Source organism: Enterococcus sp. DIV0806c (assembly GCF_051710905.1).
Taxonomy (GTDB): domain Bacteria; phylum Bacillota; class Bacilli; order Lactobacillales; family Enterococcaceae; genus Enterococcus_B; species Enterococcus_B mundtii.
Map to the genome: position 1 here is coordinate 98,386 of NZ_JBIOLO010000001.1, position 13,464 is coordinate 111,849.

The 13,464-nt window shown below is 40.2% G+C and carries 21 protein-coding genes; 19 read left to right on the forward strand and 2 right to left on the reverse strand.

The window, feature by feature from the left end; all coding sequences use genetic code 11:
- Positions 1-184 precede the first annotated feature (184 nt).
- Both IGK77_RS00455 and rpiA read right to left on the reverse strand, forming a co-directional pair.
- Entirely contained in the window at positions 185-769 is a 585-nt protein-coding gene (locus tag IGK77_RS00455; RefSeq protein ID WP_019723066.1) for a recombinase family protein, read from the reverse strand.
- A gap of 111 nt (positions 770-880) precedes the next feature.
- Positions 881-1,564 (reverse strand): ribose-5-phosphate isomerase RpiA, encoded by a 684-nt coding sequence (rpiA, locus tag IGK77_RS00460; protein WP_071867735.1) that lies wholly within the window; start codon positions 1,562-1,564, stop codon positions 881-883.
- Between the two features lie 306 nt (positions 1,565-1,870).
- On the opposite strand from rpiA, the gene rpsL reads away from it, so the two are divergent.
- The 19 genes from rpsL to IGK77_RS00555 all read left to right on the forward strand — a co-directional run bounded on the left by rpsL (position 1,871) and on the right by IGK77_RS00555 (position 13,454).
- Complete coding sequence (gene rpsL / locus IGK77_RS00465) at positions 1,871-2,284, forward strand: 30S ribosomal protein S12 (RefSeq protein ID WP_010734475.1); 414 nt, start codon at positions 1,871-1,873, stop codon at positions 2,282-2,284.
- Between the two features lie 91 nt (positions 2,285-2,375).
- On the forward strand, positions 2,376-2,846 hold the full coding sequence (gene rpsG / locus IGK77_RS00470) for a 30S ribosomal protein S7 (RefSeq protein ID WP_010734474.1): 471 nt from the start codon (positions 2,376-2,378) through the stop codon (positions 2,844-2,846).
- Between the two features lie 78 nt (positions 2,847-2,924).
- On the forward strand, positions 2,925-5,009 hold the full coding sequence (gene fusA, locus IGK77_RS00475; protein ID WP_010734473.1) for an elongation factor G: 2,085 nt from the start codon (positions 2,925-2,927) through the stop codon (positions 5,007-5,009).
- Between the two features lie 172 nt (positions 5,010-5,181).
- Positions 5,182-6,369 carry an elongation factor Tu gene (gene tuf / locus IGK77_RS00480; protein WP_010734472.1) on the forward strand — a complete coding sequence of 396 codons (1,188 nt, stop codon included), beginning with the start codon at positions 5,182-5,184 and terminating at the stop codon, positions 6,367-6,369.
- 495 nt (positions 6,370-6,864) lie between these two features.
- The gene (gene rpsJ / locus IGK77_RS00485; protein ID WP_010734471.1) at positions 6,865-7,173 is read left to right on the forward strand and encodes a 30S ribosomal protein S10; all 309 of its coding nucleotides are present in this window, start codon (positions 6,865-6,867) and stop codon (positions 7,171-7,173) included.
- Between the two features lie 31 nt (positions 7,174-7,204).
- On the forward strand, positions 7,205-7,834 hold the full coding sequence (gene rplC / locus IGK77_RS00490) for a 50S ribosomal protein L3 (protein ID WP_010734470.1): 630 nt from the start codon (positions 7,205-7,207) through the stop codon (positions 7,832-7,834).
- 27 nt (positions 7,835-7,861) lie between these two features.
- Positions 7,862-8,485 carry a 50S ribosomal protein L4 gene (gene rplD, locus IGK77_RS00495; RefSeq protein WP_074799997.1) on the forward strand — a complete coding sequence of 208 codons (624 nt, stop codon included), beginning with the start codon at positions 7,862-7,864 and terminating at the stop codon, positions 8,483-8,485.
- Positions 8,485-8,775 (forward strand): 50S ribosomal protein L23, encoded by a 291-nt coding sequence (rplW, locus tag IGK77_RS00500; RefSeq protein WP_002290449.1) that lies wholly within the window; start codon positions 8,485-8,487, stop codon positions 8,773-8,775. The genes rplD and rplW overlap by 1 nt, the downstream gene beginning before the upstream one ends.
- Before the next feature lie 38 nt (positions 8,776-8,813).
- Entirely contained in the window at positions 8,814-9,644 is an 831-nt protein-coding gene (gene rplB / locus IGK77_RS00505) for a 50S ribosomal protein L2 (RefSeq protein WP_010734468.1), read from the forward strand.
- 42 nt (positions 9,645-9,686) lie between these two features.
- Positions 9,687-9,965 (forward strand): 30S ribosomal protein S19, encoded by a 279-nt coding sequence (gene rpsS, locus IGK77_RS00510; RefSeq protein WP_010734467.1) that lies wholly within the window; start codon positions 9,687-9,689, stop codon positions 9,963-9,965.
- 22 nt (positions 9,966-9,987) lie between these two features.
- A complete protein-coding gene (gene rplV / locus IGK77_RS00515; RefSeq protein WP_010734466.1) occupies positions 9,988-10,335 on the forward strand; it encodes a 50S ribosomal protein L22 in 348 nt (115 codons plus the stop codon).
- Positions 10,336-10,348: 13 nt separating this feature from the next.
- Positions 10,349-11,005, forward strand: a complete 657-nt coding sequence (gene rpsC / locus IGK77_RS00520) for a 30S ribosomal protein S3 (protein WP_010734465.1) — start codon at positions 10,349-10,351, stop codon at positions 11,003-11,005.
- Positions 11,006-11,007: 2 nt separating this feature from the next.
- Complete coding sequence (gene rplP, locus IGK77_RS00525; RefSeq protein ID WP_010734464.1) at positions 11,008-11,442, forward strand: 50S ribosomal protein L16; 435 nt, start codon at positions 11,008-11,010, stop codon at positions 11,440-11,442.
- The gene (rpmC, locus tag IGK77_RS00530; protein ID WP_002288664.1) at positions 11,432-11,620 is read left to right on the forward strand and encodes a 50S ribosomal protein L29; all 189 of its coding nucleotides are present in this window, start codon (positions 11,432-11,434) and stop codon (positions 11,618-11,620) included. Before rplP ends, rpmC begins: the two co-directional genes overlap by 11 nt.
- Before the next feature lie 24 nt (positions 11,621-11,644).
- Positions 11,645-11,911, forward strand: a complete 267-nt coding sequence (rpsQ, locus tag IGK77_RS00535; RefSeq protein ID WP_010734463.1) for a 30S ribosomal protein S17 — start codon at positions 11,645-11,647, stop codon at positions 11,909-11,911.
- A gap of 57 nt (positions 11,912-11,968) precedes the next feature.
- Complete coding sequence (rplN, locus tag IGK77_RS00540; protein ID WP_010734462.1) at positions 11,969-12,337, forward strand: 50S ribosomal protein L14; 369 nt, start codon at positions 11,969-11,971, stop codon at positions 12,335-12,337.
- 36 nt (positions 12,338-12,373) lie between these two features.
- A complete protein-coding gene (gene rplX, locus IGK77_RS00545) occupies positions 12,374-12,682 on the forward strand; it encodes a 50S ribosomal protein L24 (RefSeq protein ID WP_010734461.1) in 309 nt (102 codons plus the stop codon).
- A 28-nt stretch (positions 12,683-12,710) separates the two neighbouring features.
- Positions 12,711-13,250 carry a 50S ribosomal protein L5 gene (gene rplE, locus IGK77_RS00550; protein WP_010734460.1) on the forward strand — a complete coding sequence of 180 codons (540 nt, stop codon included), beginning with the start codon at positions 12,711-12,713 and terminating at the stop codon, positions 13,248-13,250.
- Positions 13,251-13,268: 18 nt separating this feature from the next.
- Complete coding sequence (locus IGK77_RS00555) at positions 13,269-13,454, forward strand: type Z 30S ribosomal protein S14 (protein ID WP_002356214.1); 186 nt, start codon at positions 13,269-13,271, stop codon at positions 13,452-13,454.
- Positions 13,455-13,464: the final 10 nt, after the last annotated feature.

Here is a 13,464-nt window from a genome sequence, read left to right on the forward strand (position 1 = left end):
AAAGCTGTTTGTTTAAAAGACCACAGACGAACTAAAAAAAAGGCTGTAAACAAGCGTTATTACAGAGCTTTCACTCAAAAAACTTGTTTGACAACCTTTTTATCTATTAAGTAAAATAATTTCTGTTTGTTAAGTGTGGGTTCTTTCGATCAATTATTGAAATCAACGGGTTTATACTTGCTAATTAATTGAATAATTGCTGAAGCTCTTTTTCAGGTAGGTTGATATATTTGTAGCAAGTACCGACTGAAACTCCACATTTTGAAGAAATAAATTGGATCGTTTCTTTCTTTTCATAGTAGAGACGACGAATTTTTTTGATTGTTTTGGCATCGATTTTTGGTCGTCCGCCGATTTTTCCTTTTTTACGTGCTTCATCTAATCCGATCAGCGTGCGTTCTTTGATCAATGCACACTCCATCTCAGCTAATCCTTCCATTAATTGGAAGTAGACCGTCCCCATAGGTTCGCGAGTATCGATTTTTTCTGTGATGCTGACTAGATGTAACCCACGGTCTTTAAATAATTTCGTGAATTCTGTTAGTTGTCTTGTCGATTTTCCTAGATGATGAAGCTGGCAAATCACTAATGTATCGCCTTGCTCCATTTTTTCGATGACTTTTTCTAAACAAATGGCGTCAGATAAACTGTCTTTTTGACCATACGTTTCGTGAAAAATTTCGTGACAACCAAAATCAGAGAGTTTTTGCATTTGAGCCGTCAAATCGACATCATTGATAGTTGTACGTGCATAACCGATAATCTTCATGGTGATTCCTTTCTAGCAAAGTTTTCTAAGTGTTTGAGACAAGTAAAAATGTAGCATAAAGTAACTGAAAAAGATAGTTTTTTTAGGCATTTTCAACGAATCTCTTTCGCATTATTTTTGAAAGGGAGTATCGAGTACAGACACGCCATTTTCAGAGGCAACGACAACCTTTGAAACCATATTTAAAAACAAGCCGTGTTCGACGACACCGACTAATTGATCCAAATAAGTCGCTAATTTTTCGGGATCCTCGATTCGTTCTAAATGAAGGTCAATAATATAATGCCCACTATCTGTTACGACGGTCTCCCCAGTTTCTGTGTGACGTAATACAGGCTGATAGTTTTTTTCTTCAAAAAGACGCATCAGTTGTTGAGAACCATAAGGGATGACTTCGACAGGGAGTGGAAAGCGCCCTAGTTGATCCACCATTTTTGATCCATCGACGATCCAGATCGTTTGTTTTGAATAAGATGCAACAATCTTTTCAAATAAAAGAGCAGCACCGCCACCTTTGATTCCCTGAAAATCGGCACTGATTTCATCGGCACCATCGATCGTCAAATCGACGACTGGGACTTCATCAATACTTTTCAAAGGGATACCTAAGCTTTCTGCTTGTGCTTTTGTACCGCTAGAAGTAGTGACACCAGTGATTTTCAATCCTTCTTCGCGCATGCGTCGGCCAATTTCTTCTACCATATAATAGGCAGTAGAACCAGTTCCAAGTCCAACGATCATGCCATCTTCAACAAATTCTGCCGCTTTAATGCCTACTAATTGCTTTAAGTTCATTTCTATCCCTCCAGCATTTTTATAGCTCTTTAACTGCTATTTTATCTTGATTTAATCGAAAAAGATAGGGAGCATAACACAATTTTTATAGGATCGAAAAAAATGTATATGTTTGGTTGACATTCTTTTTTATCCGTGATATTCTAACCAAGGTGCTTTATCTACAGGTCTCTGTTAAGAGACGTGCTGACTGTTTATCAAAGCATATTTGATAAAGATGCATAACTGCATTTATTTTTTATCGCAAAAAAAGAACCACCTGGATGTGTGGAACTAGATGTGAATCGTGGGAAGGAGGAACTAGGAATGCCTACAATTAACCAATTAGTACGTAAACCTCGTAAATCAAAGGTGGAAAAATCTAATTCACCTGCTTTGAACAAAGGATATAACAGCTTTAAGAAAACTCAAACAAACGTGAACTCTCCTCAAAAACGTGGGGTAGCTACACGTGTGGGAACAATGACACCTAAAAAACCGAACTCAGCTTTACGTAAATATGCTCGTGTTCGTTTGTCAAACTTAATTGAAGTTACTGCTTATATCCCAGGGATTGGTCACAATTTACAAGAGCATAGCGTGGTACTATTACGCGGTGGACGTGTAAAAGACTTACCAGGGGTACGTTATCATATCGTTCGTGGTGCACTAGATACTGCTGGTGTGAACGACCGTAAACAAAGCCGTTCTAAATACGGTACGAAAAGACCTAAAGCTTAATTTTAATTATTTACTACAAATGAAAATCGAACCTACTATATAATAGTCGTTCGATCAACTATGAAGAATATTTCGGAAGGAGGAGTTACGGATGCCACGTAAAGGTCCTGTTGCAAAACGTGATGTTTTACCAGATCCTATTTATAACTCAAAATTAGTAACTCGCTTGATCAACCGTGTAATGGTTGATGGAAAACGCGGTGTTGCTGCTAATATTATCTATAATGCCTTTGATTTGATCAAAGAATCTACAGGTAACGATCCATTAGAAGTGTTTGAACAAGCAATGAACAATGTTATGCCTGTTCTTGAAGTTAAAGCACGTCGTGTTGGGGGTTCAAACTATCAAGTACCAGTTGAAGTTCGCCCTGAACGTCGTACGACTTTAGCGCTACGTTGGGTAGTTAACTACGCTCGCTTGCGCGGTGAACACACAATGGAAGAACGCTTAGCGAAAGAAATCATGGACGCTGCAAACAATACTGGAGCTTCTGTTAAAAAACGCGAAGACACACACAAAATGGCAGACGCGAACCGCGCATTTGCTCATTATCGTTGGTAAGATCCTCTCTGTCTGTCGGCTAACCCCACAGCAGAAAGTCAATTTACAATCGATTTAAACAAAGAGAGGAGTAAGAAAATGGCAAGAGAATTTTCGCTAGAAAAAACTCGTAATATTGGTATCATGGCTCACGTTGATGCAGGTAAAACTACAACAACAGAGCGTATCTTGTACTATACTGGTAAAATCCATAAAATCGGTGAAACTCACGAAGGAGCTTCACAGATGGACTGGATGGAACAAGAACAAGAACGTGGTATCACGATTACATCTGCTGCCACTACTGCGCAGTGGAAAGGTTACCGCGTAAATATCATCGATACACCAGGACACGTAGACTTCACAATTGAAGTTCAACGTTCTCTACGTGTATTGGATGGTGCTGTAACTGTACTTGATGCACAATCAGGTGTTGAACCTCAAACTGAAACTGTTTGGCGTCAAGCAACTGAGTACCGAGTACCTCGTATCGTATTCTGTAACAAAATGGATAAAATCGGTGCAGACTTCTTATACTCAGTAAAATCATTGCACGATCGCTTACAAGCGAACGCGCATCCAATCCAATTGCCAATCGGTTCTGAAGATAACTTCACAGGTATCATTGACTTGGTAACGATGAAAGCAGAGATCTACACAAACGATCTAGGCACAGACATCCAAGAAACTGAAATCCCTGAAGAATATGCAGAACAAGCACAAGAATGGCGTGAAAAATTAGTCGAAGCTGTTGCTGAAACAGACGAAGAACTAATGATGAAATATCTTGAAGGTGAAGAAATCACTCAAGAAGAATTGATTGCCGGTATCCGCCGTGCAACAATCAACGTTGAGTTCTTCCCTGTGTTAGCTGGTTCAGCATTCAAGAATAAAGGGGTCCAATTGATGTTGGATGCTGTTCTTGATTACTTGCCATCACCACTAGATATCGAAGCAATCAAAGGTATTGACTCAAAAACAGACGAAGAAACAACTCGTCCTGCAGATGACGAAGCTCCTTTTGCTTCATTAGCATTTAAAGTAATGACTGACCCATTCGTAGGTCGTCTAACTTTCTTCCGTGTCTACTCTGGTGTCCTTGAAAGTGGTTCATACGTATTGAACGCATCAAAAGGCAAAAAAGAGCGTATCGGTCGTATTCTACAAATGCACGCAAACACACGTCAAGAAATCGACAAAGTGTATTCAGGTGATATCGCCGCTGCTGTTGGATTGAAAGATACTACAACAGGGGACACATTGTGTGCGTTAGATGCACCAGTTATCCTTGAATCAATCGAATTCCCAGAACCAGTTATCCAAGTCGCTGTTGAGCCTAAATCAAAAGCTGACCAAGATAAAATGGGTGTTGCGTTGCAAAAACTTGCAGAAGAAGATCCTTCATTCCGTGTTGAAACAAACGTTGAAACAGGTGAAACAGTTATCTCAGGTATGGGTGAGTTGCACTTGGACGTATTAGTAGACCGTATGAAACGCGAATTTAAAGTTGAAGCAAACGTTGGTGCGCCTCAAGTTTCTTACCGCGAAACATTCCGTGAAGCAACAAAAGCGGAAGGTAAATTCGTACGTCAGTCTGGTGGTAAAGGTCAATACGGTCACGTATGGGTTGAATTTACACCAAACGAAGAAGGAAAAGGCTTCGAATTCGAAAACGCAATCGTTGGTGGTGTGGTTCCACGTGAATACATCCCAGCAGTTGAAAAAGGATTAGAAGAATCAATGAATAACGGTGTTCTTGCTGGATACCCATTAGTGGATATCAAAGCAAAACTTTACGATGGTTCATACCATGACGTCGATTCAAATGAAACAGCGTTCCGTGTTGCTGCATCAATGGCTCTAAGAGCTGCTGCAAAACACGCACGTCCTGTGATCCTTGAACCAATGATGAAAGTTACGATTACTGTACCAGAAGATTACTTAGGTGATATCATGGGACACGTAACAAGCCGACGCGGACGTGTTGAAGGAATGGAAGCACACGGTAATTCACAAATCGTTAATGCAATCGTTCCATTGGCAGAAATGTTCGGATACGCGACTACATTGCGTTCAGCAACTCAAGGTCGTGGTACATTCATGATGGTATTTGACCACTACGAAGACGTACCGAAATCTGTTCAAGAAGAAATCATTAAGAAAAACGGCGGAAAAGCTGAATAATTTCTTAAAGCAAGGTAGTCTCGTGAAGAGATTTATCTAGAGACTGTATTTTTTATGCAGTTTCGTGTAAAATAACTTTTGATGATACGGGCATGTGATCGGCAATTTTGTCTATCACATACCTATCAGACAAATAAAAATTAAACTGTAATTTTAGGGAGGATATTTTAAAATGGCAAAAGAAAAATTTGACCGTTCGAAACCACACGTTAACATTGGTACTATCGGACACGTTGACCATGGTAAAACAACTTTAACAGCTGCAATCACAACTGTACTATCTAAGAAAAACGGCGGCCAAGCAATGGCTTACGATCAAATCGATGGTGCTCCTGAAGAACGCGAACGCGGAATCACTATTTCAACAGCTCACGTTGAGTACGAAACTGACGCACGTCACTATGCTCACGTTGACTGCCCAGGACACGCGGACTACGTTAAAAACATGATCACTGGTGCTGCTCAAATGGACGGAGCAATCTTAGTTGTTTCTGCTGCTGACGGCCCTATGCCTCAAACTCGTGAACACATCCTATTATCTCGTCAAGTTGGTGTACCATACATCGTTGTATTCTTGAACAAAGTAGATATGGTTGATGACGAAGAATTACTTGAATTAGTTGAAATGGAAGTTCGTGACCTATTAACAGAATACGAATTCCCTGGTGACGATGTTCCTGTAATCGCTGGTTCAGCTTTAAGAGCTTTAGAAGGCGACGCTTCATACGAAGAAAAAATTCTTGAATTGATGGCTGCAGTTGACGAATATATCCCAACTCCAGAACGTGATAACGACAAACCATTCATGATGCCAGTTGAGGACGTATTCTCAATCACTGGTCGTGGTACTGTTGCTACAGGACGTGTTGAACGTGGACAAGTTCGTGTTGGTGACGTTATCGATATCGTTGGTATCGCAGAAGAAACAGCTCAAACAACTGTAACTGGTGTTGAAATGTTCCGTAAATTATTAGACTACGCTGAAGCAGGCGATAACATTGGTGCGTTACTACGTGGTGTTTCACGTGAAGACATCCAACGTGGTCAAGTTTTAGCTAAACCAGGTACAATCACACCTCATACAAAATTCTCTGCAGAAGTATACGTGTTGACTAAAGAAGAAGGTGGACGTCATACTCCATTCTTCACTAACTACCGTCCACAATTCTACTTCCGTACGACTGACGTAACTGGTGTTGTTGAATTACCAGAAGGAACTGAAATGGTTATGCCTGGCGACAACGTAACAATGGAAGTTGAATTAATCCACCCAATCGCTATCGAAAACGGTACTAAATTCTCAATCCGTGAAGGCGGACGTACAGTTGGTGCCGGTGTCGTTACAGAAATCAAAGCTTAATTCATTTTAAGCCTAACAAAGTAACATTTATTCGGACGTTGAAGTTCGAGGTAAGGATCTTGATCCTTTGCCTCGAACTTTTTTTATTTGAGCAAACGATTCGTTAGGAGAGAGGCTATGAAATTGGGGGATATCCAAAAATATTCTTAATATGTAGTGAATTTTCTTTTTTATCTAAATAGGTGAATGAAAATCGGAAGGAAAACAACAAATCCTCCTATAAATAGAGAAGAATTTCTCGTTTTTTAGCTAAATGAAAACTTATGAAAATAAATTGTTTTTTACAGCAAAAAAACCTTGCGTTGTGAATTTAGATATATTATAATGACAAAGGTGCGTTTACCTTAGGTGAATGGCACAGACGAAATCAAAATGATTTTGTCGGCTAAGAAACGAGAGGTTGCGACACGCCCGGACGCTTTGCCACGAACGAGCGTGACGGAAATTTTCGTGGAGCTATGTCTACTTTTCAAAATAGGCGAAGGAGGGAACAAGATGGCAAAACAAAAAATTCGTATCCGTTTAAAAGCGTATGAACACCGTATTTTAGATCAATCAGCGGATAAAATCGTGGAAACTGCAAAAAGAACTGGAGCTGGCGTTTCTGGTCCAATTCCATTACCAACTGAACGCAGTCTTTACACAGTTATTCGTGCGACTCACAAATACAAAGATTCACGCGAACAATTCGAAATGCGTACACACAAACGTCTTATCGACATTGTGAACCCAACACCAAAAACAGTTGATGCTTTAATGAAGCTTGACTTACCATCAGGTGTTAACATCGAAATCAAACTATAAAAACTAAACTAATAATAATGGAGGTGTACTCATGACCAAAGGAATCTTAGGGAAAAAAGTGGGAATGACACAAATCTTCACTGAATCTGGCGAATTAATTCCAGTTACTGTTGTAGAAGCTACGCCAAACGTAGTACTACAAGTAAAAACAATGGAAACTGATGGCTACGAAGCTATTCAAGTTGGTTACCAAGACAAACGTGAAGTTTTATCAAACAAACCTGCGAAAGGTCATGTTGCAAAAGCAAACACGGCTCCTAAGCGCTTCATTCGTGAATTCAAAAATGTTGAGCTAGGAGAATATGAAGTAGGAAAAGAAATTACAGTTGATGTTTTCCAAGCAGGAGACATTATTGATGTAACAGGTACTACGAAAGGTAAAGGATTCCAAGGGGTTATCAAACGTCACGGCCAAAGCCGCGGACCAATGGCTCACGGTTCTCGCTACCATCGTCGTCCTGGGTCAATGGGTCCAGTTGCACCTAACCGTGTATTCAAAAACAAACGTCTTGCTGGCCGTATGGGTGGCAACCGCGTAACTATCCAAAACTTGGAAGTTGTACGTGTAGATGCTGAAAGAAACGTAATCTTGATCAAAGGTAACGTTCCTGGAGCGAAAAAATCATTAATCACTATCAAATCAGCTGTGAAAGCTAAATAATAGTAGGAAGAAAGGAGGAACTAAGGAATGCCGAATGTAGCATTATTCAAACAAGATGGAAGCCAAAAAGGTGAAATCACTCTTAACGAAGAAATCTTCGGAATTGAACCAAATGAAAGTGTTGTTTACGACGCAATCGTTATGCAACGCGCATCATTAAGACAAGGAACACATGCGGTTAAAAACCGTAGCGCTGTTCGAGGCGGTGGCCGTAAACCATGGCGTCAAAAAGGAACTGGTCGTGCTCGTCAAGGATCAATCCGTTCACCGCAATGGCGTGGAGGTGGCGTAGTCTTCGGACCAACACCACGTTCTTACAGCTACAAACTTCCTAAAAAAGTTCGTCGTTTAGCAATGAAATCTGTATTGTCAGAAAAAGTTGCTGAAAACAACTTGGTAGCAATCGAAGGATTAAGCTTTGATGCACCAAAAACAAAAGAATTCAAAGAAGTTCTTGCTAAATTATCTATTGACTCTAAAGTATTGGTTGTACTAGAACCTGGTAACGACTTTGCAGCTTTATCTGCACGTAACTTATCAAACGTTTCTGTAGTAACTTCTGACAACGTTAGCGTTCTAGATGTTGTATCAAATACAAAAGTTTTAGCAACACAAACTGCTCTTACTCAAATTGAGGAGGTGCTTGCATAATGAACTTACTAGACGTAATCAAACGCCCAGTGATCACTGAGAAATCAATGCTTGCCATGGATGACAAGAAATATACTTTCGAAGTAGACACTCGCGCAAACAAAACTTTAGTAAAACAAGCGGTTGAAGCTGCTTTTGACGTGAAAGTCAAAAACGTGAACATCGTGAACGTACGTGCGAAATTCAAACGTATGGGCAAATATGCAGGATATACAAAAAAACGTCGCAAAGCGATCGTTACATTGACTGAAGATTCAAAAGAAATCCAATTATTCGAAGCTGCTGAATAAGCAACACTCGATAACTGATTAAATTAGGAGGGGAAAACGTGGCGATTAAAAAGTACAAACCTACCACAAATGGCCGTCGTAACATGACAGGTTCTGATTTTGCTGAAATCACAACATCAACACCTGAAAAAACATTGTTACAGCCATTGAAAAACCATGCTGGACGTAATAACAACGGCCGCATCACTGTACGTCATCAAGGTGGCGGACACAAACGCCAATACCGCGTGATCGATTTCAAACGTAACAAAGACAACGTTGTTGCTACTGTTCAAACGATCGAATATGATCCAAACCGTTCAGCTAACATCGCGTTAGTACATTATGAAGATGGAGTGAAAGCTTACATCTTAGCACCAAAAGGACTACAAGTTGGAATGAAACTTGTTTCAGGTCCTGAAGCAGATATCAAAGTCGGAAATGCTCTTCCTTTAGAAAACATTCCAGTTGGTACTGTGATCCACAATATTGAAATGAAACCTGGTAAAGGTGGACAATTGATCCGTTCTGCTGGTACAAGTGCTCAAGTACTTGGTAAAGAAGGCAAATACGTATTGATCCGCTTGAACTCTGGTGAAGTTCGCATGATCTTAGCTGCATGCCGTGCAACAATCGGTTCTGTAGGTAACGAACAACACGAACTTATCAATATTGGTAAAGCTGGCCGCTCTCGTTGGATGCGTAAACGCCCAACTGTACGTGGTAGCGTAATGAACCCTAACGATCACCCACACGGTGGTGGTGAAGGTAAAGCTCCAATCGGACGTAAAGCTCCAGTTTCTCCTTGGGGTCAACCAGCTCTTGGTTACAAAACTCGTAACAAGAAAGCTAAATCAGACAAACTTATCGTTCGTCGTAAAAATAAATAATTACTTTGACCATGTGTCGCACATTTTGAGAGGAGGTTCACCATGGGTCGTAGTTTAAAGAAAGGGCCTTTCGTTGATGAGCATTTAATGAGTAAAGTTGAAGCTCAAGCAGGGGCCGAAAAGAAAAAAGTAATCAAAACTTGGTCTCGTCGTTCGACAATTTTCCCAAGTTTTGTTGGATATACCATCGCAGTATATGATGGACGTAAACACGTACCAGTTTACATCCAAGAAGATATGGTAGGACACAAATTAGGTGAATTCGCACCAACTAGAACTTATCGTGGGCATGTCGCTGACGACAAAAAAACGAGACGCTAATTCGAGGGGAGGATAAAAGCAAATGGCAGAACAAATCACATCAGCTAAAGCAACTGCAAAAACAGTTCGCACTTCACCTCGTAAAGCGCGTCTAGTAATTGACCTTATCAGAGGTAAAAGTGTTGCGGATGCAATTTCAATTTTGAAATTCACACCAAACAAATCTGCTGGGATCATCGAGAAAGTATTGATGTCAGCAATTGCAAATGCAGAAAACAACTTTGACTTAGATGTTGAGAACTTGGTAGTATCTGAAGCATTTGTTAACGAAGGACCAACAATGAAACGTTTCCGTCCACGTGCAAAAGGTTCAGCTTCACCAATCAACAAACGTACAAGTCATATCACGGTAGTCGTATCAGAAAAATAAGGAGGGATAATCTGTGGGTCAAAAAGTACATCCAATTGGAATGCGTGTAGGCATCATCCGCGACTGGGATGCAAAATGGTTTGCTGAAAAAGAGTATGCAGAGTTCTTACACGAAGATTTAAGAATCCGTAAATTTATTTCAACTAGACTTGCTGATGCTGCTGTATCAACAATTGAAATCGAACGCGCAACTGGCCGCGTAAACATTTCAATCCACACAGCTAAACCAGGTATGGTTATTGGTAAAGGCGGATCTGAAGTCGAAAACCTAAGAAAAGAATTAAACAAATTAACTGGTAAAAGAATCCATATCAACATCGTGGAAATCAAAAAACCAGATTTAGATGCTAAATTAGTAGGTGAAGGAATTGCACGTCAATTAGAAAACCGTGTTGCATTCCGTCGCGCTCAAAAACAAGCGATCCAACGTTCAATGCGTTCTGGCGCTAAAGGGATCAAAACTCAAGTATCTGGACGTCTAAACGGTGCGGATATCGCTCGTTCAGAAGGATACTCAGAAGGAACAGTTCCTCTTCACACTTTGCGTGCGGATATTGATTACGCATGGGAAGAAGCAGATACAACATACGGAAAACTAGGAGTTAAAGTGTGGATCTATCGTGGAGAAATTCTTCCAACTAAAAAAAACACTGAGAAAGGAGGGAAATAAACATGTTAGTACCTAAACGTGTAAAACACCGTCGTGAATTCCGCGGAAAAATGCGTGGTGAAGCAAAAGGCGGAAAAGAAGTAGCATTCGGTGAATACGGCTTACAAGCTGTTGAATCACACTGGATCACAAACCGTCAGATCGAAGCTTCTCGTATTGCTATGACTCGTTACATGAAACGTGGCGGGAAAGTATGGATCAAAATTTTCCCTCATAAATCATATACATCTAAAGCGATCGGCGTTCGTATGGGTAAAGGTAAAGGGGCTCCTGAAGGATGGGTTGCACCAGTAAAACGTGGTAAAATCATGTTTGAAATTGCAGGCGTTTCTGAAGAAGTAGCTCGTGAAGCATTACGTTTAGCTTCTCACAAATTACCAATGAAAACTAAGATCGTAAAACGTGAGGAAATGGGTGGTGAATCGAATGAAGGTTAAAGAAATCAGAGAATTAACCACTGCCGAAATGCTTGATCAAGAAAAACAATTAAAAGAAGAATTGTTTAATCTTAGATTCCAATTAGCAACAGGTCAATTAGAAAACACTGCACGTATTAAAGAAGTACGTAAATCGATTGCACGCATCAAAACAGTTTTGCGTGAACAAGCTAAGTAATTATGGAAGGAGGCCATTAAGCGTATGACTGAAGAAAGAAATCAACGCAAAGTTTATCAAGGTCGCGTGGTATCAGACAAAATGGATAAAACAATTACCGTTGCTGTCGAAACAAAGAAAAACCACCCTATCTACGGTAAACGTATGAACTATTCTAAGAAGTACAAAGTACATGATGAAAACAACACAGCAAAAGTTGGCGACATCGTGAGAATTATGGAAACTCGTCCATTATCAGCTACAAAACGTTTCCGTTTGTTGGAAATAGTCGAAGAAGCAGTTATTATCTAATAACACGAGATTTTCCTATATAGATTGAATGCAAAATCTGAAAGGAGGATACACAACGTGATCCAAGCAGAAAGTCGTTTAAGAATCGCTGATAATTCAGGCGCACGTGAAATTTTGACGATCAAAGTCCTTGGCGGATCTGGTCGCAAAACTGCGAATATCGGTGATGTGATCGTTGCTACGGTTAAACAAGCAACGCCAGGTGGGGTTGTCAAAAAAGGTGACGTCGTTAAAGCCGTTATCGTTCGTACAAAATCAGGAGCTCGTCGTGCAGACGGTTCATATATCAAGTTTGATGAAAATGCTGCAGTGATTATTCGTGATGATAAAAGCCCTCGTGGAACACGTATCTTTGGGCCAGTTGCACGTGAACTACGTGAAAACAACTTCATGAAGATCGTTTCTCTAGCACCAGAAGTTTTATAATCTTGAGACACTTAACAAAGGAGGTGCGAAACAGTTATGTTTGTTAAAAAAGGCGATAAAGTTAAAGTGATCACCGGTAAAGACAAAAACAAAGAAGGCGTTGTATTAGCAGCGTTTCCTAAACAGGATAAAGTGGTTGTCGAAGGTGTGAACATGATCAAAAAACACCAAAAACCTTCTCAAGCTGCTCCTCAAGGTGGAATTGTTGAGATGGAAGCGCCACTTCACGTTTCTAACGTGATGGTCATCGACTCTACTGGTGTAGCTGGCCGAGTTGGCTACAAAGAAGTAGACGGAAAAAAAGTCCGTGTTTCTAAAAAAACCGGTGAAGTTTTAGATAAATAAAAAGTTTAAGGAAGGAGGGTCTTACTGAATGAACCGCCTAAAAGAAAAATATCTTAAAGAAGTAACTCCATCATTGATGGAAAAATTTGACTATAGCTCTGTTATGCAAACACCTAAAGTTGAAAAGATCGTCATCAACATGGGTGTTGGTGATGCGGTATCAAACGCTAAAAACTTAGACAAAGCAGTTGAAGAACTAACTTTGATCACTGGACAAAAACCAATGATCACAAAAGCTAAAAAATCAATCGCTGGATTCCGTTTACGTGAAGGAATGCCAATTGGAGCAAAAGTTACCTTACGCGGAGAAAGAATGTACGAATTTTTAGATAAATTAGTATCAGTTTCTCTACCACGTGTACGTGACTTCCATGGTGTAAGTAAAAAAGCCTTTGATGGTCGTGGAAACTACACTTTAGGTATTAAAGAACAATTGATCTTCCCAGAAGTAGATTATGATTTAGTAGATAAAGTACGTGGTATGGACATCGTCATTGTAACGACAGCGAACACAGATGAAGAATCTCGTGAGTTGTTGACACAATTAGGCATGCCATTCCAAAAATAATTAAAGGAGGCGAACTACGTGGCTAAAAAATCAATGATTGCTAAAAACAAACGTCCTGCAAAACATTCAACACAAGCTTACACTCGTTGCGAACGTTGCGGACGTCCACATTCAGTTTATCGTAAGTTCCATCTTTGCCGTATTTGCTTCCGCGAACTTGCCTATAAAGGTCAAATTCCCGGCGTGAAGAAAGCTAGCTGGTAAAAAAGTAAAT

Bases quoted from the DNA above. Each gene is read 5' to 3' on its own strand.
- IGK77_RS00455 (WP_019723066.1), bottom strand. From the start codon at position 769: ATGAAGATTATCGGTTATGCACGTACAACTATCAATGATGTCGATTTG.
- rpiA (WP_071867735.1), bottom strand. From the start codon at position 1,564: ATGAACTTAAAGCAATTAGTAGGCATTAAAGCGGCAGAATTTGTTGAA.
- rpsL (WP_010734475.1), top strand. From the start codon at position 1,871: ATGCCTACAATTAACCAATTAGTACGTAAACCTCGTAAATCAAAGGTG.
- rpsG (WP_010734474.1), top strand. From the start codon at position 2,376: ATGCCACGTAAAGGTCCTGTTGCAAAACGTGATGTTTTACCAGATCCT.
- fusA (WP_010734473.1), top strand. From the start codon at position 2,925: ATGGCAAGAGAATTTTCGCTAGAAAAAACTCGTAATATTGGTATCATG.
- tuf (WP_010734472.1), top strand. From the start codon at position 5,182: ATGGCAAAAGAAAAATTTGACCGTTCGAAACCACACGTTAACATTGGT.
- rpsJ (WP_010734471.1), top strand. From the start codon at position 6,865: ATGGCAAAACAAAAAATTCGTATCCGTTTAAAAGCGTATGAACACCGT.
- rplC (WP_010734470.1), top strand. From the start codon at position 7,205: ATGACCAAAGGAATCTTAGGGAAAAAAGTGGGAATGACACAAATCTTC.
- rplD (WP_074799997.1), top strand. From the start codon at position 7,862: ATGCCGAATGTAGCATTATTCAAACAAGATGGAAGCCAAAAAGGTGAA.
- rplW (WP_002290449.1), top strand. From the start codon at position 8,485: ATGAACTTACTAGACGTAATCAAACGCCCAGTGATCACTGAGAAATCA.
- rpsS (WP_010734467.1), top strand. From the start codon at position 9,687: ATGGGTCGTAGTTTAAAGAAAGGGCCTTTCGTTGATGAGCATTTAATG.
- rplV (WP_010734466.1), top strand. From the start codon at position 9,988: ATGGCAGAACAAATCACATCAGCTAAAGCAACTGCAAAAACAGTTCGC.
- rplP (WP_010734464.1), top strand. From the start codon at position 11,008: ATGTTAGTACCTAAACGTGTAAAACACCGTCGTGAATTCCGCGGAAAA.
- rpmC (WP_002288664.1), top strand. From the start codon at position 11,432: ATGAAGGTTAAAGAAATCAGAGAATTAACCACTGCCGAAATGCTTGAT.
- rpsQ (WP_010734463.1), top strand. From the start codon at position 11,645: ATGACTGAAGAAAGAAATCAACGCAAAGTTTATCAAGGTCGCGTGGTA.
- rplX (WP_010734461.1), top strand. From the start codon at position 12,374: ATGTTTGTTAAAAAAGGCGATAAAGTTAAAGTGATCACCGGTAAAGAC.
- rplE (WP_010734460.1), top strand. From the start codon at position 12,711: ATGAACCGCCTAAAAGAAAAATATCTTAAAGAAGTAACTCCATCATTG.